The sequence below is a fragment of the Paenibacillus thiaminolyticus genome (assembly GCF_007066085.1).
Lineage (GTDB): Bacteria > Bacillota > Bacilli > Paenibacillales > Paenibacillaceae > Paenibacillus_B > Paenibacillus_B thiaminolyticus.
On sequence record NZ_CP041405.1, the window covers coordinates 4597936 to 4617793 of the forward strand.

General features: G+C 55.2%; 18 protein-coding genes. 14 read left to right on the plus strand and 4 right to left on the minus strand.

The features are described from left to right. Nucleotides 1–58: 58 nt before the first annotated feature. The 3 genes from FLT43_RS20445 (at nucleotide 59) to FLT43_RS20455 (ending at nucleotide 2894) form a co-directional block, all read left to right on the plus strand. On the plus strand, nucleotides 59–928 hold the full coding sequence (locus FLT43_RS20445) for a GNAT family N-acetyltransferase (RefSeq protein ID WP_087442805.1): 870 nt from the start codon (nucleotides 59–61) through the stop codon (nucleotides 926–928). 239 nt (nucleotides 929–1167) lie between these two features. Continuing rightward, complete coding sequence (locus FLT43_RS20450; protein WP_087442804.1) at nucleotides 1168–1695, plus strand: MarR family transcriptional regulator; 528 nt, start codon at nucleotides 1168–1170, stop codon at nucleotides 1693–1695. Beyond that, a complete protein-coding gene (locus FLT43_RS20455; protein WP_087442803.1) occupies nucleotides 1695–2894 on the plus strand; it encodes an MFS transporter in 1200 nt (399 codons plus the stop codon). The genes FLT43_RS20450 and FLT43_RS20455 overlap by 1 nt, the downstream gene beginning before the upstream one ends. Nucleotides 2895–2932: 38 nt before the next feature. Here the strand turns inward: FLT43_RS20455 and FLT43_RS20460 are convergent, their stop codons facing one another. Next, nucleotides 2933–4201, minus strand: a complete 1269-nt coding sequence (locus tag FLT43_RS20460; RefSeq protein WP_087442802.1) for a stalk domain-containing protein — start codon at nucleotides 4199–4201, stop codon at nucleotides 2933–2935. A 283-nt stretch (nucleotides 4202–4484) separates the two neighbouring features. Here FLT43_RS20460 and FLT43_RS20465 point away from each other — a divergent pair, with 283 nt between their 5' ends. Both FLT43_RS20465 and FLT43_RS20470 read left to right on the plus strand, forming a co-directional pair. Beyond that, nucleotides 4485–5018, plus strand: a complete 534-nt coding sequence (locus FLT43_RS20465; RefSeq protein ID WP_087442801.1) for a hypothetical protein — start codon at nucleotides 4485–4487, stop codon at nucleotides 5016–5018. A gap of 319 nt (nucleotides 5019–5337) precedes the next feature. Next, entirely contained in the window at nucleotides 5338–5652 is a 315-nt protein-coding gene (locus FLT43_RS20470) for a hypothetical protein (protein ID WP_127510954.1), read from the plus strand. A 137-nt stretch (nucleotides 5653–5789) separates the two neighbouring features. Here the strand turns inward: FLT43_RS20470 and FLT43_RS20475 are convergent, their stop codons facing one another. Both FLT43_RS20475 and FLT43_RS20480 read right to left on the minus strand, forming a co-directional pair. Continuing rightward, nucleotides 5790–6203: a type II toxin-antitoxin system HicB family antitoxin gene (locus tag FLT43_RS20475; RefSeq protein WP_087442799.1), complete on the minus strand. Its 414-nt coding sequence runs from the start codon at nucleotides 6201–6203 to the stop codon at nucleotides 5790–5792. Nucleotides 6204–6234: 31 nt separating this feature from the next. After that, nucleotides 6235–6438 (minus strand): type II toxin-antitoxin system HicA family toxin, encoded by a 204-nt coding sequence (locus FLT43_RS20480; RefSeq protein WP_087442798.1) that lies wholly within the window; start codon nucleotides 6436–6438, stop codon nucleotides 6235–6237. 489 nt (nucleotides 6439–6927) lie between these two features. On the opposite strand from FLT43_RS20480, the gene FLT43_RS20485 reads away from it, so the two are divergent. The 5 genes from FLT43_RS20485 (at nucleotide 6928) to FLT43_RS20505 (ending at nucleotide 12659) form a co-directional block, all read left to right on the plus strand. Further along, nucleotides 6928–8136 (plus strand): acyl-CoA dehydrogenase family protein, encoded by a 1209-nt coding sequence (locus FLT43_RS20485; protein ID WP_087442797.1) that lies wholly within the window; start codon nucleotides 6928–6930, stop codon nucleotides 8134–8136. Nucleotides 8137–8205: 69 nt separating this feature from the next. After that, nucleotides 8206–8982, plus strand: a complete 777-nt coding sequence (locus FLT43_RS20490; RefSeq protein ID WP_087442796.1) for an SDR family oxidoreductase — start codon at nucleotides 8206–8208, stop codon at nucleotides 8980–8982. A 221-nt stretch (nucleotides 8983–9203) separates the two neighbouring features. After that, nucleotides 9204–10289: a phosphotransferase family protein gene (locus FLT43_RS20495; protein ID WP_087442795.1), complete on the plus strand. Its 1086-nt coding sequence runs from the start codon at nucleotides 9204–9206 to the stop codon at nucleotides 10287–10289. Between the two features lie 68 nt (nucleotides 10290–10357). Beyond that, nucleotides 10358–12046 (plus strand): long-chain fatty acid--CoA ligase, encoded by a 1689-nt coding sequence (locus tag FLT43_RS20500; RefSeq protein WP_087442794.1) that lies wholly within the window; start codon nucleotides 10358–10360, stop codon nucleotides 12044–12046. Nucleotides 12047–12095: 49 nt separating this feature from the next. Next, entirely contained in the window at nucleotides 12096–12659 is a 564-nt protein-coding gene (locus FLT43_RS20505) for a TetR/AcrR family transcriptional regulator (protein ID WP_087442824.1), read from the plus strand. Between the two features lie 93 nt (nucleotides 12660–12752). Here the strand turns inward: FLT43_RS20505 and FLT43_RS20510 are convergent, their stop codons facing one another. After that, nucleotides 12753–13394 carry a TetR/AcrR family transcriptional regulator gene (locus FLT43_RS20510; RefSeq protein WP_087442793.1) on the minus strand — a complete coding sequence of 214 codons (642 nt, stop codon included), beginning with the start codon at nucleotides 13392–13394 and terminating at the stop codon, nucleotides 12753–12755. Nucleotides 13395–13607: 213 nt separating this feature from the next. On the opposite strand from FLT43_RS20510, the gene FLT43_RS20515 reads away from it, so the two are divergent. The 4 genes from FLT43_RS20515 (at nucleotide 13608) to FLT43_RS20530 (ending at nucleotide 19836) form a co-directional block, all read left to right on the plus strand. Beyond that, nucleotides 13608–16262 (plus strand): phosphoenolpyruvate synthase, encoded by a 2655-nt coding sequence (locus FLT43_RS20515; protein WP_087442792.1) that lies wholly within the window; start codon nucleotides 13608–13610, stop codon nucleotides 16260–16262. 113 nt (nucleotides 16263–16375) lie between these two features. Then, the gene (locus FLT43_RS20520; RefSeq protein ID WP_087442791.1) at nucleotides 16376–17842 is read left to right on the plus strand and encodes an aminotransferase-like domain-containing protein; all 1467 of its coding nucleotides are present in this window, start codon (nucleotides 16376–16378) and stop codon (nucleotides 17840–17842) included. Next, on the plus strand, nucleotides 17830–18768 hold the full coding sequence (locus tag FLT43_RS20525; RefSeq protein ID WP_279627759.1) for a D-alanine--D-alanine ligase: 939 nt from the start codon (nucleotides 17830–17832) through the stop codon (nucleotides 18766–18768). Before FLT43_RS20520 ends, FLT43_RS20525 begins: the two co-directional genes overlap by 13 nt. Nucleotides 18769–19017: 249 nt before the next feature. Beyond that, a complete protein-coding gene (locus FLT43_RS20530; protein ID WP_087442790.1) occupies nucleotides 19018–19836 on the plus strand; it encodes a WcbI family polysaccharide biosynthesis putative acetyltransferase in 819 nt (272 codons plus the stop codon). The last annotated feature ends 22 nt before the right edge of the window (nucleotides 19837–19858 follow it).

Here is a 19858-nt window from a genome sequence, read left to right on the forward strand (position 1 = left end):
CATGTTAGGTTGTTCCCGAATCGGCGATGCGGAATTTTTCCGGAAAGGAAGGAGTCGTATGAAAATGTGTGGTACCGAAGTTCGATTGGTGGAACTGAATCAACGGGATATTCCAGGCCAGATCGCTCTATCCGATTCCGTAGGATGGGACTATGACGAGCCCGAGCTCGTGACTATCCTGTCGGCCGGGCGGGTGTTCGGCCACAAGACGGAGCAGGGAAGCCTCGTATCCAGCTCGGCTGTGCTGCCTTATGGGGAGGAACTGGCTTCCATTGGCATGGTCATTGTTCATCCGGCGTATCAGGGGCGAGGCCTGGGCACAGCAGCGGTTGAGGCTTGTATGGGCACGGTTGGCGAACAAGCAGCCGTCATGCTGATTGCAACGAAGGAAGGCGAGCCGCTCTATAAGAAGCTAGGGTTCGATGCCATGACATGCGTGCATAAAATGGTGGCCGAGCGTTATTCAGCGGAGCTCCCTGTCCATGAAGCGGGACAATATGAGATCGAGCCGTTCGATGGGATGTGCCTGGACCAAGTTCATAGGCTTGATCGATGTGCAGTAGGCGCAGAGCGGCATGCTTTTCTCCATTCGCGAATCCGGCAAGCGAAGCAGTGCGTGGTGCTGCGGGATACAGCGAAGCAGATTGCAGGATATGGCCTTGCCGTGGCCGGACCGGTCCATTTGGTTCTCGGCCCCATTATTGCGCCGAATCCCGAGGCTGCGGCATGCCTCATTCATCATCTGGCGGCAGGGCATGACGGCAAGCTTCGCATCGATGTGCCGGATGAGCAGCGCGCCCTTCTGCCTTACTTGCGGCGATGCGGCTTCGAACGGGCAACCCAGCCTCCTGTCATGTTCCTTCATGGCCGGCAGATGCCAGCGAGAAACGGCACCTTGTACGGCATCGCTGCCCAGATTTTCGGGTGAGCCGGAACAGCCGAGATATGCGCTTTGCCGCATTATCCGCAAAAATAAGGACACGCCGCCAGCTGCATTGCGGGCGTGTTCTTTTTTATGTTCAGGGGGTTGACGATATACAGAAAAAGGAGTACGATGCCAATATAGTTTCCCGAGAAACAATAATGCGATCAATTTTTATCTGATTAGGTCTTTTATTTTGGAAATATTGTTTCATGCGAAACAAAATAACGGGTGGTGCATGTAACATGGATAATAGCGATATTGTAAAAATGCAACTTCACGAGCTCTACATGAAATTTCTGCATCAGCAGGAGCTGCAAGAACAGTCGGAAAGCGAGGCGCTCCTGGCCGAAATCCAGCATTCGTTGTCCGGCGGCGCTTCGCTCCATCTTACGGAGATCCATGTCATCTCCTGCATCGGGCAGAATGAGCCGATCAATGTGACGGCCATCGCGGAGAAGATGTCCATCAGCAAAGGAAATATCTCAAAAATTTGCAGCAAATTAATGAAGGAAGACTGGATTCGCAAGACACAGCTTAGCGACAACAAGAAAGAGATTTATTTTCGCCTGACGGCGGCGGGGAAGAAGGCTTTTATGCTGCATGAGCAGCTGCATGGGAGAGCGCAGCAATTATTCGTTCGTTTTCTCGATCGGTATGACGGGGAGCAATTGAGCTTCTTGAAGCGCGTTCTGATGGACGGAATCGCGTCCTTGGAAGCGGGGGAGCTTCGCATTCGGCCATCTCAAGCGGCGGGCGAGAGGGAATCATGATGGAAGGCAAAGAAGCTCGCTCCGCGTTTTTGCTCTATTTGGTATGTCTCAGCACCTTCTTTGCCTCGCTGATGCAAAATATGTATTCGCCCATCCTTCCCCTGCTGCGGGATTCCTTCGGCGTCTCCCTTTCCATGGTCAATCTGTCCGTGTCTTTATTTATCTTTATCGTGGCGGTAATGCAGATCTTGATTGGCTCTGTTATTGACGTAAAGGGAGCGCGAGCTGTGTTAATTCCCGGCCTTGTGCTCACGATAGCGGCCAGTATCGGATGCGCGGTTACGGACAATTTTGCCGTATTCCTCGTATGCAGGGCGCTGCAAGCCTTCGGAACGGCAGCGATTCCGCTTATCGCGGCGGCGACCATCGGCCGGTTGTTCCAGGGCAGCCAGCGCGGGAGCGCAATGGGGACGTATCAGATGCTGCTGTCGATCGCTCCTGCGGTCGCGCCGGTGCTGGGCGGTTGGATCGGGGAGCGGTACAGCTATCCCGGTATTTTCTGGTTCCTGGCAGGCGTGTCTATCCTCCTCTTGGCCGCGAACGGAATCTATTTTCCGCGAGACAAGGGGGCAGATGGGAAGACGGTTCGTCTGCGCGGCCTGTTGGCTCAATACGCCGTGATTATGAAAAATAAAGTATCGAAGGGAATTTTCGCGCTCGCTTTTCTCTATTTCTTCATTTATTTTGAAATCCTTGTCTACCTGCCTGCGCTGTTGACCGATCACTATCAGGTGAGCCTGCAAATCGTCGGTCTGCTCTATTTGCCGATGGCGCTAAGCACTATTGCGGGGACGATGATCTTTAAAGCGATCCAGGCGAAGCTGCCGCACCGCGCACTGGCTGCCGGGGGCAGTGTCCTGGCTGCCGCCAGCATGCTGCTGTTCGCGGCGACCGAGTCTGTGTCCTTGATCGGCTTGTCTGCCGCCTTGGTTATGTACGGGATATCCGGCGGCGTGCTGACGCCCTTGTTCGCCACGATGATCAGCAATGAGTTCGAAGCGCAGCGCGGGAGCGCGCTGGGGCTATTCAACTTCATTCGCTATGTCGGCATGGCGGCGGGCCCGATCGCAGGCGGATGGCTGCTCGCTTGGCTCAGCGGCTCCGCCGTCTTCGCCTTGTTCGGGATCTTGGTCGCAGCGGTTGCCTGGTTGGCGCTGGGGAGGCTAAGAGCGGCCGAATCATTACGAGTTGAAAAGTAGACGAAAAAAAGCCGACCTTCACGGCCGGCTCCTTCCTGCTACTGCTTCAACGGCACGATGCTCTTCTCGACCTGCGCCATCGTGTCTTCCCCGATAAGCCCCAGTCTCCAGATGGCCGTGCCTTTCAGATTGTGCCGCTTGGCAAGCCCGATCACCGAGGAGACGGACTTGCTGTTCTCGCTGCCCATCGACAAGCCGAGGATCAGTTGATCCCGCGTCACTTCCTTCAGCGCGAGTTGAATCGCCTCGTCTACCTTATCTAATGGTTCCGGGGCTTTTTCATCCTCATACGCATACGCCATAATAATGATATCGTCCGCTTCAGAGGCGAGCGTCTTATAGTCGTACCCTTGATAAGCGCCGTTCAGGGGATGCAGCACGAGCGTCAGCTTCAGATTGGCGGCTGCGGCTTGCTTGGCAAGCTGGGCAACGAAGCGGTTGTAGTCCTGCTTCGCCTTGGCGATATCGCCGGACAGTCCCAATCCTTCGAAATCAAGCGCTATGCCGGAAAAGCCCTTGTCCTGGGCCAACTCGATAATATCTTCCCTTGCCTTGTCCGCGAGCGCTTCATCCTCCAGCATATTGGTAAGCTCGTTCTTGCGATCCGAGGCGAAGACCATCAGGTAAGGGCTCGTCCCGTCCTGCTTCGCTCCGTCCACGATCGATTCCGGCGTAATCTCTCCCGCCGGCTCCGGCCAGTAGAAGTCTTTGCCGCTGGTCGTAATCGTGCTATCCTCCTGCAGCCGCGCCCAGCCGAATGCCGCCGTATCGAACTGCGTCAGGAGATGGCGCTCCTTGAAGGAAGCAATGGCATAGTAGGTCATGCTGTACATCTTCTTCGGCGGCGATTGAATGGAGACCGTCTTCGCTGCGGCATCCCAGGACACCTTCGCCCCGAACTGCTTGCCGAAGAAGCTGAGCGGGATATACGTCGTCCCCGCTTTGGCTAACGGCGCCATGGACAGCGCGACAGCTTGCCCGTCCACCTTTGCTGTCTTCTGGTTCAACTGCAGCAGCACGGACTTCTCCCCATCCGCCGTCGTCTGCTTCGCAGCGACGGTCTTGGTCTTCGAGTCCCATTTCACCTCGATGCCCAGCGCTTCCGCGATGCCGCGGAACGGAACCATGGTCGTTCCTTGTATAATTGTCGGCTTGGCCGAGAATTCGAGCGGATAACCGTCCAGCACAATCTTCGTGCCTTCTGCCTGCTTCGGCTCTCCGGCGGCCTGCGCGGCTTGCTGCGGGAACAGCATCGCTGCTATACATAGCGCCGCCAACATAGAATAGATATAACGCCTTTTTTTCATAGAACTACCCTCTTTCTGTCGCACATGATGCGAACGCGAATCTGCAACTCTTTTTTTTCGGTTTCTATTTTACGCAAAAACAGGGAGTTTTTCCATAGAAATGATAGAAAAAAGAGGGATGAATGGCAGTATGAAAGGGAATAGGCAGGTTTAGGCTGATTTCAGTGCCTGTGAGTATGGCTATTCTGGCAAAACACGCGAAAGGAAGGGATAAGCCTTCACAGTCTCAACGCAAAAGTGGTATCATATAGAAATTATTGCTATGCTGTGAGGTTGAAATGATATGAAAAAATGGATTTATATGCCGTTACTTGGAATAGCCGTTGTCGCGGTGGCTGCGACTGCGGGTTGTTCATTTGGCGGCCGGGGGCATTATTCACTCACCGGGAAGAAGGTTAGCGAGGAATACAAGGTGGTGATTAATGGGAAGCCGATGGAAGGAGCCCTGATTGAGGGAAATCTCTATGTTCCGTTGCGCCCAATGTTGAAAGAGCTGGACCTTGGGTTTACGCTTGATGGAACCAACAAAGTCATTACGGTGGGAGAGGAAAGTCCGGCTCCTCCGAACAAATTTATGAAGATGAGTCCATCGGAATTGCAAGCATTACGCAGGACTTTGAAAAACGAAACGTTGCCTAATTTTAAAAAGAGAAGAAAAAACATTGGTGACAAGATGACAGAACGATTGCAGGCAGGCGACAAGGAGGGTTTCGAAGCGGCGAAAAAACTGCTGGTGGAATGTAAAGCCGCGATGGCCCGCTACACCGAAGAGCTTCGTCTGGTTGAAGAGGCGTTGGCCGCGAAGAGCGGTAAATAGCTTCGGGGATGGGTGCGAGTTGAGAAGCTCTGGCTGGGCTCTCCAACCGTATGTACCCGGGACATTTTAATTTTACGCACGGAGGATTCGCTTTCGGTGCTTTATCAGATGCTCCCATTTTCATGGGGATATTTTCATATATATCGAATCGTCCGGTCGATAGAGTTTGTCAGCCATGCGACTAAGATGCCGCTGTCTCATGCTCTTATCATAGTGTGAAATAATATTTGGTAAATGTTTACATCGCATCAGGTCGGTTATAGAATTGGGGATGAGAGAATGATGTTGGGGGAGGGGTTTATTGAGGTTGTGGCAAAGGATGAGCGAAGGAATTGTAAGTGCAAGTACTAAAGTGGCGTTTTCTATTATGTTACTCATATCTGCGTTTCTTGGATACTACTTGTATTATTATAATAGTCTTATTCCCAAACCAGAGACCTTCAAAACGTTATTTTGGTATATGTTTGATTCTCAAGGGAAATACTTATTGACAATACTGTTAAATTTTTTTAGTTTTCCTGCTTTTATATTGCTAGAATCTATTTTTTTAGTTTTTGCTGTTCGGCATTTTAATGGTGTAGGACTGTTTGGTAATGAGAGCAACTACGATTTTGCACCAGTATTTAAGATATAGCAATAGGAAGCATGTGGTTACTCACATCGAATAAGTGACGAAATTAGTTTAATCAAATAGATACTAAGTGCAAGGTGTAATTAGGTTACTCTAACGAGTGGCTTTTATTTTTTTCAGGGGACAAAAAAGACTCCTCGTTAAGAGAAGTCTTTAACACCAAGTTTCTGTTTCAAGGCATCCTGAAGCGTCTGGGAAAAGTTGATCCCTTCTTCGGCTGCAGCATCGTTTAGCCATTTGGGAATTGTGAGTGTCTTATTAATCGCTTTATTGTGGATGCGCTCGCGGACGAAATCAGTATTTACTTGGATGAGAGACACAAATTCACCGGCTTCTAATTGAATTGTGCCCGGCTTCGCTGGCTGCGGGATATCGTCCTTATCCTCTTCCATCAAGTAGAGATGTCCACCAAGGGCGTCCTTCGCCATATGCAAGGCTTCGTCGAGGGTATCGCCCTCGGAAATGCAGCCCGGCAAGTCAGGGAACGTTACGGTATAACCGCCTTCGTCCGGCTCGCCCGGATGAAACACAGCAGGATAAATGTACTTACTCATATATGATTAACCTCCTTGGGAGAGGCAAGGCTTAAATCAGCCCCGCCTGCTCGAAGATGCTTTTTGTCGTTCTCCGTTTTAAGTCTTTCTTGGGATGAGGCACGGAAACCTTTCCCTTTTTGGTTGGATGGACGAAGTGGAAGTGGTCACCTTCTGTATTCTTATGTACCCAACCATCTGATTTAAGGATTTTGATAATTTCTCTTGATGAGTACGCTTTATTAAGGTTGACCATGTTTACCTCCTTTCTGATTATATTATAACACATGTTATTACACGTGTAAAAATGGGGCGGATGTTCGTGAATGTACACGGAATTGGCACCTGCGTCATGACGTCCTTCCCCGTTTTGAACGTACCTACGAAAACTTAGCTACCCCCTCATCATTTTTTTCAGCTCACCAGGCCCAGTTCTCCAACTGACCTCTTTTCATTTGCATTGAAATACCTAACCAGCCTCAAAAGCACACACTCTTATCTTTCAGCGCCCCTCCCGGGGCGCTTTTCCTATTAACCACCCTTTCGCCCTCACCCACTTCCTCTTCACACTCCTCTTTTCCCCGATTAGCCGCCACATTCCCCACAAATAACTCCACCACTCCACCTAGCAATGCCCATCACTAAAAAACAAAAATATTGAATATTTTGGGGTTTGTTTATGTAAGTATGTACCATGTCAGCATACTATCCGGTCAGTATGTTTCGGGTGAAGGGGGATAGGCTAGTGAATTTTGATTATTCCGAAAAGGTGAAGTCGCTGCAGCGTACGCTGCTGGAGTTCATGGATGAAGTGGTGTATCCGAACGAGAAGACGTATGAGGAGCAGCTACAGCAGGGCAGCAGCAGGTGGACGGTGCCGCCGGTTATGGAGGAGATGAAGGAGCAGGCCAGGCGGGCCGGGCTGTGGAATCTGTTTTTGCCGGACAACGAGTACGGAGCGGGTCTGACGAATCTCGAATATGCGCCGCTGTGCGAGATAATGGGCCGCTCGCTTATCGCGCCGGAGGTGTTCAATTGCTCGGCGCCGGATACGGGCAATATGGAGGTGCTTGTCCGGTACGGCACCCGGGAGCAGAAGGACAAATGGCTCCTGCCGCTGCTCGAAGGGAAGATCCGCTCGTGCTTCTCGATGACGGAGCCGGATGTGGCGTCCTCGGATGCGACGAATATCGAGGCGACAATCGAGCGCGAGGGGGAGGAGTATGTCGTGACCGGGCGCAAATGGTGGTCTTCCGGGGCGGGAGATCCGCGCTGCAAGGTGGCGATCGTGATGGGGAAGACCGATCCGGGCGCGCCGCGCCATGAGCAGCAGTCGATGATTCTGGTGCCGATGGATGCGCCCGGCGTTCGGATCCGCCGCATGCTGCCCGTATTCGGCTATGATCATGCGCCGCACGGGCATGCCGAGATCGAGTATGACCGCGTGCGCGTGCCGGCGGACTCGATGCTGTGGGAAGCGGGCACAGGATTCGCGATCGCGCAAGGGCGGCTCGGCCCCGGCCGCATCCATCATTGCATGCGGCTGATCGGGGCGGCGGAACGGGCGCTCGAGCAGTTATGCCAGCGCGTGCGGCGGCGCACGGCATTTGGCAAGACGCTCGCCCGGCAGGGCGTCGTTCAGGAGTGGATCGCCGCGTCGCGAATCGAGATCGAGCAGGCGCGTCTGCTGACGCTGAAGGCGGCCTATATGATGGATACGGTGGGGAACAAGGCCGCCAAGGCGGAGATTGCGATGATTAAGGTCGTCGCGCCCAATATGGCCCTGCGGGTGCTGGACCGGGCTATTCAGGCGCTGGGCGGCGCCGGGGTCAGCGAGGATTTCCCGCTCGCGTCGCATTGGGCCAATGCGAGAACGCTGCGACTCGCGGATGGACCGGATGAGGTGCATCAAGCGGCCATCGCCAAGCTGGAGCTTCGCAAATACGAAGATTGACGATTAATGTGAGCGATTGCAAAGTTGTGAGTCAATTCAATTTCTGCCATCCAGAAAGGGGAGACAGGAATGAATGTCAGGCAATTATTCGACTTGACGGGCAAGACGGCGATCGTTACCGGCGGCGGCCGCGGGCTTGGGGCGCAGATCGCGCAAGGACTGGCGGAAGCCGGGGCCAATCTGGTCCTGTGCTCGCGGAAGGAGGAAGCGTGCCGGGAGACGGCCGCTCGCATCGAGCGGGATACGGGCGTGAGATGCCACGCGATGGCTTGCGACGTCAGACTTCCGGACGAGGTGCGGCGGGTGGCGGAGCGAACGGCGGAGATCTATGGCCGCATCGACATTCTGGTCAACAACAGCGGGGCCTCCTGGGGCGCGCCCGCTGTCGAGATGCCGCTCGAAGCGTGGAACAAAGTGATGGATATTAACGTGACGGGGACATTCCTCATGTCGCAGGCGGTCGGCCGGATGATGATCGGGCAGGGCGGAGGCACAATCATCAACATCGCTTCCGTAGCCGGCCTGAGCGGAACCGATCCGCAGTGGCTCGATGCCGTCGGCTACAGCGCTAGCAAGGGAGCGGTCATCGCGTTGACGAGGGATCTGGCGGTCAAATGGGGCCAGCATCAGATTCGCGTCAATGCGATTGCGCCCGGGTTTTTCCCGACCAAGATGACCCGCGAGGTGCTCCATCATGGAAGCGATCAGATCCTCCGTCTTACTCCGCTCGGGCGGCTCGGCTCGGACAGCGATCTCAAGGGGAGCGCCGTATTTCTGGCGTCTGACGCTTCCAATTACATGACCGGAGCGGTGCTGGCCGTGGATGGGGGCATGTCGGCCATGTAGCGCCGCGAGGGTGCCGGTCGTGCTGAATGTCAGGCATGGCTGTTTTTCGGGCATGTCGGCCATGTAGCGCCGCGAGGGTGCCGGTGGTGCCGAGTGCCAGCCATGGCCGTTTTTGGGGAATGGCAGCCATGCAGCGTGGCAGCAGTGCTGGCGAAGGAAGCAGTCATGTCCTTGAACAGGATTGAATAGGAATGGTACGGAAAAGGGGGCTTATCAAAACGATGTCCAAGCAAAAGGCAGTGCCGAAGGACACGATTCCCGTGCGCCGGGGCGAAGAGCTGGACGTGGCCGCGCTTGACGCATATATACGGGAGCATCTCGACCTTCCGGACGGAGGCTCGATCGAGGTCGAGCAGTTCGGGGCGGGACATTCGAACTTGACTTATCTGATTCGCGCCGGAGATTGGGAGGCGGTCGTGCGCCGGCCTCCGCTCGGCCCGGTGGCGCCGCGGGCGCATAATATGGAGCGCGAGTTCACGCTGCTGAAGCGGCTCCATCCTTTGTTCCCGCTTGCTCCCCGTCCGTATCTGTACTGCGGGAATTCTTCGGTGATCGGCAGTCCGTTTTTTGTGATGGAGAGACGGCATGGAATCATTCTGGATCGGGAATTTCCCCCGCATGTGGAATATACGCCCGCGCTGGGCAAGGAGATCTCCGCAACGATGGTGTCGACACTCGCGCAGCTTCATGAAGTGTCTTATGAAGAGGCGAATCTGCGGGCGATCAGCCAACCGGAAGGCTTTATGCGCCGTCAGGTCCAGGGCTGGGTGGAACGCTATGAACGCGCCAAGACGGAGGAGATTCGGGAAGCGGAGCAGCTTCAGAAGTGGCTGATCGATACTCTGCCCGCTTCGCAGGCCCCTGCCGTGATCCATTATGATTACAAGCTGAACAACGTGATGTTTTCCCGCAGCCATCCCAGCGAGATGACCGGCGTGTTCGACTGGGAGATGGCGACGGTCGGCGATCCGATGGCCGATGTCGGAGCGGCGCTCAGCTATTGGTTCGAGCGGGACGATCCGCCGGAGCTGCTTCGCGGGCTGGGGCATCCGCCGTTGACGGTGCAGCCGGGCTTCATGACGCGGGATGAATTCCTGGAAGCCTATGCGGCCAGAAGCGGCCGCGATATGTCCGGCATTTCGTATTATTTGACGTTTGCTTATTTCAAGCTGGCCGTCATTTGTCAGCAGATCTATTACCGCTGGAAAAAAGGACAGACGAACGATGAGCGGTTTGCCCGCTTCGGTGACACTGTCCGAGCGCTGATCGCGCATGCTTGGCGGCAGACGGAACGAAGACAGCTTTAAGCTCTTGAGCTCTGACTTTATCCGTTCCGGACTTTTGACCATTCATATGCAAGAGGAGGAGATTATGGGTGACACGTCCCCATTTTGCGTTTTGGCCTGCACGCATGCCGCTTACGCTCGCGGTGCCGGACACGACACTGAGCGACAATCTCGAAGTGACCGCCCGCCGTTATCCGGACCGGACGGCGATCATCTATTATGATCAGGTTATCACCTACCGAACGTTGAGAGACGAAGTCAACCGCATGGCCGCTTATTTAATGCATCTGGGCGTCGACCAAGGCGACCGCGTGCTGATCTACATGCAGAACAGTCCCCAGTACATCATTTCCTACTATGCGATTATGCGGTGCGGAGGCATCGTCGTGCCGATCAATCCAATGAATCTGACGGAGGAGCTCTCCTTCTATATCAAGGACGGCAGCGTCAAAATCGGTCTGGTCAGCCAGGAGCTGTATCCGCGCATCGAGCCGCTGCTGGGAACGACCTGTCTGGAACGCATCATTCTCGCCGCTTATTCCGACTACTGTCCGAATCCGGGCGCGGATGCCCCGGACTTCGTCAAGGCTCCCCGGCTGGAACCGGCCTCCCAACAAGTCATCCCGTGGGCGGAAGCGATGGGAGCCGCTATCGAAGCGCAGTCTGTCCCGGAGACGGCAGGGAGCGATCTGGCGGTCTTGCCGTACACGTCCGGGACGACCGGCCAACCGAAAGGCTGCATGCATACCCATAAATCGGTGCAGGCGAACGTGATTGCGACGGCCTTCTGGGGAGCGCTGACCCCGGAATCGATCGTGCTGTCCACGCTTCCCCTCTTCCATGTGACCGGTATGGTGCACGGCATGCACACGCCTATCTATATGGGGGCCGCCATCGTCATGATGACGCGGTGGGATCGCAATACGGCCGCGCGGCTCATTGCAGCTCGCAAGTGCACGCATTGGACGGGAATCAGCACGATGATTATTGATTTTCTGGCCAATCCCGAGCTTCCGCAATATGATCTGAGCTCGCTGGTCGCCATTACCGGAGGCGGGGCGGGGCTGCCGGAGGCGGTCGGCGAGAAGCTGCATCAGGTCACCGGCATCCGGTTCGTGGAAGGCTACGGCTTGTCGGAGACGATGGCGCAGACGCATTTCAATCCGCTCGATCGCCCGAAGCTGCAATGTCTCGGCATTCCGTCCTTTGACGTGGACGCGCGCATTATTGACCCGGTCACGCTGGAGGAGAAGGGCCCCCGCGAAGAAGGGGAAATCATCCTGAACGGCCCGCAATTATTTGAAGGCTACTGGAACAACCCGTCGGCAACGAAAAACGCCTTCGTCGAGATAGACGGCCAACCGTTTCTCCGCTCCGGGGATATCGGCTACTGCGACGAGGAAGGCTATTTCTTCATCGTCGACCGGGTGAAGCGCATGATTAACGCTTCCGGCTTCAAAGTATGGCCGACCGAAGTGGAGTCGATTCTATATAAGCATCCGGCGATTAAGGAAGCCTGCGTCATCGGGGTGCCGGACAAGAGAAAGGGCGAAGAGATTAAGGCTTACGTCGTCCTGCAGGAAGACAAGCGCGGCACGGTAACAGAGGACGATATCATTAGCTGGGCGCAGCAGCATATGGCTGCCTATAAATATCCGCGCCTAGTCGAATTTGTCGCTTCGCTTCCGGTGACCGGCAGCGGCAAAATATTATGGCGCAAGCTCCAGGAGGAGGCTTGGGACAAAGCGAAGCAGCAGGCACATGCAGGCCCCCAATAGAAGCAGGCGCCATACACGCGATGAGGGGAGATCAGACTTGGAGCCGTCCATGAAAGAGAAGATTATGAAGCATAGCATTGCGCTTTTCGAAGCGAAGGGGTTCAGCGAAGCCTCGATCCAGGACATTGTCGACACGCTGGGCGTGACCAAGGGGACCTTCTATTATTACTTCGCGAGCAAGGAACAACTGCTGACGCAGATCCATCTGCAGTATATTGATTACATGCTGGAGGAGCAGCGCCGCATCATCGAGCAGCCGGATCGATCCTGGCGAGAGAAGCTGTCCGGGATCATCCTCATGATGATTCGGGCAATCGAAGGCCAAGGCGGCAGGGCGCGCATCTTTTTCCGTGAACTCCTTCATATTACGGGCGACAATCTCGCGGCTATCACACAGAAGCGGGATCGCTTCCGGCTGAATGTGCAATCTATCATCGAGCGGGGAATGGATAGCGGCGAGTTCCGGGATGATCTGCCGGCAGACATGATGGCGTTCAGCATCCTCGGCGCCTGCAACTGGGGCTATACCTGGTTCAAGCCCGACGGTCCGTTGTCCGATGCCGAGGTGGCGGCTGTCTATACCGAGCTGTTCTTGAACGGGATGAGCAAGTAAGAGGGGAAGCAGAGAGAAGAACAGAGCCGCAGGGAGGAAAAACTCCTTACGGCTCTTTTTGCATACATTGCGGACACCGTGCGCTTCTATCGTCTACCTCTCCTCAATAAGAGGCCGATTGGCGCTCCACGCCTGCTCTTCCTTGGCTCGCCCGGAGGAATAGGCGTAATCGTAGATCGATTCCAATTGCTTCGCCATATATTCGGGAGAATAGGGCGTGTCTTGGTCCAGCCAGTTCACCAATACACCGAGATGGGCGAACAGAACGTAGTGGCTCACAATCTCTTTGTTCAAGCCGTTCACTGGGCGCGGCGTCAGCTTCAACGCTTCGAAGGCCTGGCTGAACTGCTTGTATAACATTTCCGTGAAGCGGTTGTTGAAATACGTTCTGGCATTGTCTCCGAACATCGTTTTGTAGAAATCGCGATGCATGCGGAAATGGGAGAACAAGCGGATCACTTGCTTTTCCGGGTATGCATGGGTCATGATCCGCTTTTCATCTTCGGTTGGCCCGACCGCTTTGGCGAGCTCCTCCAGCATGTCGTCCACGCTTCGTTCGAACAGATCGTATTTGTCTTGATAATGCAAATAGAACGTCCCTCGATTAATGTCCGCCCGTTCGGCAATATCCTGCACCGTGATCGCTCCGAACTCTTTTTCATTCATCAATTCAATTAATGCGCGTCTTATTCGTTTTTTCGTTCTTTTGACTCGCCGATCCGTCGTGTTGGACATCAAGCTTCACCTTCTTATTTACAAATTATTTACCCAAAAATCAACAATCTGGCTGCATGTGTACGGTAATGAACAGATGACAGCGAACTGCGTATTGAACAAATAACAGGCCTTGGTAAAATTATACTCATCCAATTGGATGGTTTTCAATAATACATCTATTTACTAGTGCTAGTGGCTAATTTAACCTTTTTGAAGGAGTGGAAGCCATTGATGAACTGCGTTAATTTGGACCGCGTGAACCGGACTCATCTGCCGATCGCGGGCGGCAAGGGAGCCAATCTGGGAGAGCTGCGGCAAGCCGGTTTTCCCGTTCCGCCGGGATTCTGCATTACGACTTCTGTCTATGATGCGGTAGTGGGACAATCGGCTCGAATGGACTCTTTCTATGAAAAACTCAGTCTCTTGAAGGCCGAGGATTACAAGGAGATCCGATCCCTAAGCCAGCGCATGCGGCAGCATATCATCGGCTTGCCCATCCCTGATGAGATGATTGAAGACATTCTCGGCGCATGGAGAGAAATGGGCGACCATCCTGTCGTCGCCGTTCGTTCCAGCGCGACGGCGGAGGATTTGCCGACAGCTTCCTTTGCCGGGCAGCAGGATACGTTCTTGAATGTCACAGGGGAGCGGCAGCTCTTCGAGGCCATTCGGCAGTGCTGGTCCTCTCTCTTTTCCGAACGAGCTATCGCCTACCGGATTAACAGCGGCTTCGATCATCGTTCCGTCCGGCTGGCCGTCATCGTCCAGCTCCTGATCGTGCCTGACGTGTCAGGGGTCATGTTCACCGCCGATCCGATTACGGGGAACCGGCGCGTCATCTCGATTGATGCCAGCTTCGGGCTGGGGGAAGCGCTCGTATCGGGGCTCGTCAACCCTGATTTGTACCAGGTCAGGCAAGGCGAGATCGTGAAGAAGCAGATCTCGTGCAAGCAGTCGGCTGTCTGTACGCTCACCGGGGGAGGCACGGCAGTCGAAGGGATCCCCGAGCAGAAGCAGAAGGAGCAGGCGCTGTCCGATGAGGAGATTGTGACTCTGGCTCGGATAGGCGAGCGGATTCAAGCTCATTACGGGTCGGAGCAAGATATTGAATGGTGCCTGTCCGGAGGACAGTTTTACATTGTTCAGGCCAGACCGATTACTTCTATTTTTCCGATACCGAAGGCGTCTGACGATGGGCTGCATATATATTTCTCGTTCGGCCATATACAGATGATGACGGATGCGATGTCGCCCGCCGGAATGTCGATCTGGCAAACGCCGAGGGAACGGGCTTTTGTCGGGGAGGGCCGCGTGGAACCGCTGGTAGAAGCCGGCGGCCGGCTCTTCATGGATGCAACGCGTTCGCTGAAGGACAGCTTGGCCCGGAAGGTGACGCTGCAGATGATTGGCAAGATGGACGCCCTGATAGCCAGCGCGGCCAGACAAATCCTGGACCGTTTTCCGGTCAAGGAAAAGTCCACTTCCGATTGGGAGGGGCTGGAAGAGATGCTCCCCCGGCTTGCGACGCAAGTGCTTAAGGATATGCTGGAGGGAGAGGGCCAAGCGGCTTACAAGGAGGTCGAGGACGGAGCGGATCACTATGTGGATATATGCCGGCAGCGTCTGGACGAATGCGGCGGAGCCGACAAAATAACGTATATTCATCAAAATTTCGAGTCTTTAGGCCACTATTTGATGGGCGAGAACTTTCACTACATGGTGGCGTCCATGGTGGCGCAGCATCTGCTCGAGCTGCTGGCGAAATGGTGGAACTTCGACGGCGGCGAACTGATCACGCTGAACAAATCCCTGCCCTTCAATGTCACGGGCGAGATGGGACTGGAGCTGGGGGATGTGGCGGATATCTGCCGGCCTTACCCGGAGCTGGTCGCGTATTTGCGGAACGCGGCCGAGGACGGATTTATGGAGGGGCTGGACGCCATTGCCGGAGGCCCGGAATTCAAGGCGGCCTTCGCGCAGTGGCTGGAACGATACGGCGTTCGCTGCCCGGGAGAGATTGACATCATGCGAACGCGTTGGGCGGAACGGCCTTATATGCTGATCCCATCGATTGTGGGACATCTGGACAGCGTCAAGCACGGAGAGCATCGCGAACGCTTCCGCCAAGGAGAGCAGGAAGCCGAGAGGGCCGCCGGACGCATTTTGTCCCAAGTCCGCAGTCGGGAAGACGGAGCTTTCAAGGAACGGATCGTGTCCCGGCTGATTACCGTTTACCGCAGCTTCATGGGCTTGCGGGAGCATCACAAATTCGTGCTGGTCCGTCATTTGGCGCTCTATCGGAAAGTGGTGCTGGAGCTGGGCGATGATCTCGCGGTAGAGGGCGTCCTGCCCGCACGGGACGATATTTTCTTCCTGGCCTTGCCTGAAATGAAGGAAATTCTAAACGGCAGCTTCGAAGACGATGTTCCATCGCTGATCGCGGCACGCAAGGAGAGCTTCAAGCACTATCAGCGGCTCCAGCCGCCGCGCGTCTTCACGAGCGAAGGCGAGATTATCGAGGGCAGGCTGGAAGGCGGCGATGCCCCGGAAGGCGCCTTGATTGGACTGCCGGTCTCTCCAGGCATCGTCGAAGGCAGAGCGAGGGTCGTGCTTGATCCGAGCACGGCTGCGCTGAAGGAAGGCGAGATTCTGGTGGCGCCGTTCACCGATCCGGGCTGGACGCCGCTGTTCCAGCAGGCGAAGGGGCTTATCACCGAGATTGGCGGCATGATGACGCATGGCTCCGTCATCGCCCGCGAGTATGGCATTCCCGCCATCGTCGGGGTCGATCGTGCGACGACGCTCATCCGCGACGGCGCGCTGCTTCGCCTGGACGGCACCGCGGGGCATGTGATCGTGCTGGAAGAAGCGCATACTATGGCCTGATACCTTCGTCTATATATAAGCAGGAACGAACCGCGATTTGCCGGAAAAAGGCAGAACGCGGTTCTTTGTTTCTCCACGGAAATATGCCAATATAGTCGTAAGGGGATGAGTGAATGTTCAACGATTTCAAGCTCGTAGATGGACGTCCTGCTTCCGTTCAGGTGAAGGACTATATCAAGGAGTTGATTTATAAAGGAATTTTGCGCGCCGATCAGAAGCTCCCTTCGACCCGCGAGTTCGCCTCCTTATGGCAATTGAGCCGCAACACGGTCATGACGGCGTACCGGGAGCTGGAGGACGAGGGACTGATCCATTCCGTGGCGGGCAAAGGCAGCTATGTCGCGCAAGAGGTCGTGCCGGCCGTGGACGGCGCGCGGCTGGAATGGAAGGACATGATCGGGGCGTGCGCCCGCACGGCCGAGGAGCTCGATCTGATGAAGCACGGCGTTCGCTGGGAGAAGGGGATGATTTCCTTCACGAGCATTGCCCCGGACGAGAAGCTGTTCGATCTGGATAATGTGAAGCGGGCCTTTCTCGATCGGATGTCGCTCGAAGGCGAGATTCTGCTGAACTACGGCTACGCGAAAGGCTACAAGCCGTTAATCGACTACCTGATGCGATATATGGAGACGAAGGGCGTGGATCTGACCGGCAAAGATCTGCTGGTGACGAACGGCTTTACCGAAGGGCTCGACCTTGTCCTCTCGGCCGTGCACAAGCCGCACCGGCGTGTGCTGTGCGAAAACCCGACTCATCATACGGCGCTCAAGCTGTTCAAGATGCACGGCATGGAGATCACGGGAATCCCCATGCAGGAGGACGGACTCGAGCTTGAGGAGTTGGAGCGGGCGTTGGTCCGGCAGTCCTTCGATCTGGCCTACCTGATTCCGTCCTATCATAATCCGACCGGCATCGTCATGTCCCCGGAGAAGCGGATGGAGGCCTTGCGCCTGTTCGGCGATTACCGTATTCCGGTCATCGAGGACGGCTTCAACGAGGAGCTGCGCTATTCCGGGTCGCATGTCGCCCCGCTCATTGCCTGCGGCGGCAGCGGGAACAACGTGGTCTATATCGGCAGCTATTCCAAGGTGCTGTTCCCGGGGATTCGCGTTGGCTGGGTGCTGGCGGATCGGGAGCTCATCGATTATTTGGAGAGCATGAAGCGGGCGCGGAGCATTCATACGTCTACGCTCGATCAAGCGATTTTATTTCAATATTTGCATAACGGCAATTTCGAAAAGTATATCAAACGGGCCCGCAATGCTTACAAGCGCAAATATGAGCTGGCCGTTCAATGGTGCCGGGAGCATATTCCGTTCGCCAGGCTGAGCGGCTACGGAGGACTGCACTTATTCATTGAACTGCACGAATCGTTGGCCGCGCGCGATGTGCTCAGCGCATGTGTGCGGCAGGGCGTTGTCTTTACGCCTGGCGATATTTTTCATACCGATGGTTCCGGGGCCAATACGTTCCGGCTCGGCTTCTCGCGCGTCTCGGAAGGAGAATTGGAGGCAGGTATCGCGACGATAGGCCAGATGGTCAGGCAGCTCATGGGGGAGGGAACCGGATGCAGGCGATAAAAGTCGGCGTGATCATGGGAGGCGTCTCCTCTGAGCGCCAAGTGTCGCTCATGACGGGGAAGGAAATGATGGCGCATCTGGATGAGAAATATGATCCGATACCCATTGAACTGAATTCAACGGAAGAGCTTATCGACAAGGTCAAAGGGGTGGATATCGCCCTATTGGCGCTGCATGGCAAATACGGCGAGGACGGAACGGTGCAGGGCACGCTGGAAACGATCGGCATCCCATATACCGGTTCCGGCGTCTTATCCAGCAGCCTGTGCATGGATAAAGAGCTGACGAAGAAAATCATCCGCTTCGAGGGATTGGCGACGCCGGACTGGAAGTTAATTTCTTCGCTCGATGGGCTGGATACGGCGGAAGCCGGGCGGCAACTCGGCTATCCCGTCGTCGTGAAGCCGAATACGGGCGGCTCCAGCATCGGCGTGCAGATTGCGGACGGCCCGGACCGTCTGCGTCAAGCCGTGGCGGACGCGCTGGCGTGGGACCGGGAAGTGCTGCTGGAGCAATATATTGCCGGCGAAGAAATTACGTGCGCGGTGCTGAATGGAGTGTTGCTGCCCACGGTATCGATCAAGGCCCAGGCTCATTTCTTCGACTATTCATCCAAATATTGCGACGGCGGGGCGGAGGAGGAAGTCATTGAATTGCCCGAGCCGTGCGGCAAGGCGGTTCGCGAGGCCGCCCTCCGCATCTATCAGGCCATGAAGTGCAGCGTGTATGCCCGCATCGACATGATGCTTGCCGATGGGGTTCCTTATGTATTGGAAGTGAACACGCTTCCGGGGTTGACCAAGAACAGCCTGCTCCCGAAAAGCGCCAAAGCGGCGGGCCTGTCGTACAGTCGGCTGCTGGATGAAATCATAACGCATTCTTTGCATACAAGAACGACAAAAGAAGCAGGTCTCCCCGGGCGGTAACGGTTGGAGATCTGCTTCTTTATTTCCAGAGGTTTTTGGTGGAGCAGGTCTATAGGGCTCACCCATGAATCTGTGTATCAAGATCGCCCGTGATCGCACGCTCGCAGGGGGCCTATTATGGCGAGTGGGAAAGCGGATAGGACAGAATGTCCCTGACAGATGGCATGGAATCTGCATTATATGTAGTGTACAAAACCGAAAGATGGGATGATGACTTACGCCCGTAAAGGGCTAGGGGAGTGGTGCGCGATGAAGAAATGCATTGTGTTCGCCAACTGCCATGGCATTCCGATTCGCAAATATTTGACTTCGTCGGCGACGTTCTGTCAACTTTACGAATTGGTAGAGGTGCCGATGATCCAAGTATGCAATCAGGCCACCGGCATCGGCGATCACCTGCTGAGCCAATGCGATCTGTTCATCTATATGAGAACGAGCGATGCCTTCGGGCCTTATCTGTCCACCGACTATATATTGACCCGACTGCCGGATCACTGCATCCGTATCAGCATCGGCAATGCTTATTTCATGTCCTATTATCCGCAATTCATTCCGGACAATAAGGAGCCGCTATTCGCCTATGCGGATCAGAATGTCATCCGCTTGCTCCAAGCGGGAGCAAGCAAAGAGATGATTATTGCTGCCTTATCTGAAGAGAATTACTATTCGGCTCCGTTCTTGCAGCAATATCATCATGATTTCATGCTCAACCTGCGGAGCCGGGAATCGGGAATCGATATTCCTCTGGCCGATTTCATCGAACAGAACTTCCGGAAGGATCATTTATTCGCCACGATATGCCATCCGCGGTTCCAGATTATCCGGTACTTGGCGATGAGCATTTTGGAGCGGCTTCATATTTCCGGCCAGGAGATAGCGCATATCGTTCACGACACGGCCTTCCTCGATCTGATTCACCCGATATACCCGAGCGTCATCAAGCATCTGGGGCTGAGCTTCGTGCGGCCGGAGGACCGGGTGTACACCTTGGGCGGAGACATTCTGACCTTCCCGGAATATATTGCGCGGTATGTCGATTATCATGCGCAGGCGATGAGAGGGAGCTAGAACCGTGCCTTGCCTCAGGCTG

Excerpts from the sequence above, each read along its gene's own strand:
- FLT43_RS20480 (WP_087442798.1), bottom strand. The coding sequence starts at position 6,438 with ATGGTCAACCTTAATAAAGCGTACTCATCAAGAGAAATTATCAAAATC.
- FLT43_RS20530 (WP_087442790.1), top strand. The coding sequence starts at position 19,018 with ATGAAGAAATGCATTGTGTTCGCCAACTGCCATGGCATTCCGATTCGC.
- FLT43_RS20470 (WP_127510954.1), top strand. The coding sequence starts at position 5,338 with ATGAGCGAAGGAATTGTAAGTGCAAGTACTAAAGTGGCGTTTTCTATT.
- FLT43_RS20495 (WP_087442795.1), top strand. The coding sequence starts at position 9,204 with ATGTCCAAGCAAAAGGCAGTGCCGAAGGACACGATTCCCGTGCGCCGG.
- FLT43_RS20515 (WP_087442792.1), top strand. The coding sequence starts at position 13,608 with ATGAACTGCGTTAATTTGGACCGCGTGAACCGGACTCATCTGCCGATC.
- FLT43_RS20510 (WP_087442793.1), bottom strand. The coding sequence starts at position 13,394 with ATGTCCAACACGACGGATCGGCGAGTCAAAAGAACGAAAAAACGAATA.
- FLT43_RS20490 (WP_087442796.1), top strand. The coding sequence starts at position 8,206 with ATGAATGTCAGGCAATTATTCGACTTGACGGGCAAGACGGCGATCGTT.
- FLT43_RS20450 (WP_087442804.1), top strand. The coding sequence starts at position 1,168 with ATGGATAATAGCGATATTGTAAAAATGCAACTTCACGAGCTCTACATG.
- FLT43_RS20455 (WP_087442803.1), top strand. The coding sequence starts at position 1,695 with ATGGAAGGCAAAGAAGCTCGCTCCGCGTTTTTGCTCTATTTGGTATGT.
- FLT43_RS20505 (WP_087442824.1), top strand. The coding sequence starts at position 12,096 with ATGAAAGAGAAGATTATGAAGCATAGCATTGCGCTTTTCGAAGCGAAG.
- FLT43_RS20520 (WP_087442791.1), top strand. The coding sequence starts at position 16,376 with ATGTTCAACGATTTCAAGCTCGTAGATGGACGTCCTGCTTCCGTTCAG.
- FLT43_RS20475 (WP_087442799.1), bottom strand. The coding sequence starts at position 6,203 with ATGAGTAAGTACATTTATCCTGCTGTGTTTCATCCGGGCGAGCCGGAC.
- FLT43_RS20525 (WP_279627759.1), top strand. The coding sequence starts at position 17,830 with ATGCAGGCGATAAAAGTCGGCGTGATCATGGGAGGCGTCTCCTCTGAG.
- FLT43_RS20460 (WP_087442802.1), bottom strand. The coding sequence starts at position 4,201 with ATGAAAAAAAGGCGTTATATCTATTCTATGTTGGCGGCGCTATGTATA.
- FLT43_RS20445 (WP_087442805.1), top strand. The coding sequence starts at position 59 with ATGAAAATGTGTGGTACCGAAGTTCGATTGGTGGAACTGAATCAACGG.
- FLT43_RS20465 (WP_087442801.1), top strand. The coding sequence starts at position 4,485 with ATGAAAAAATGGATTTATATGCCGTTACTTGGAATAGCCGTTGTCGCG.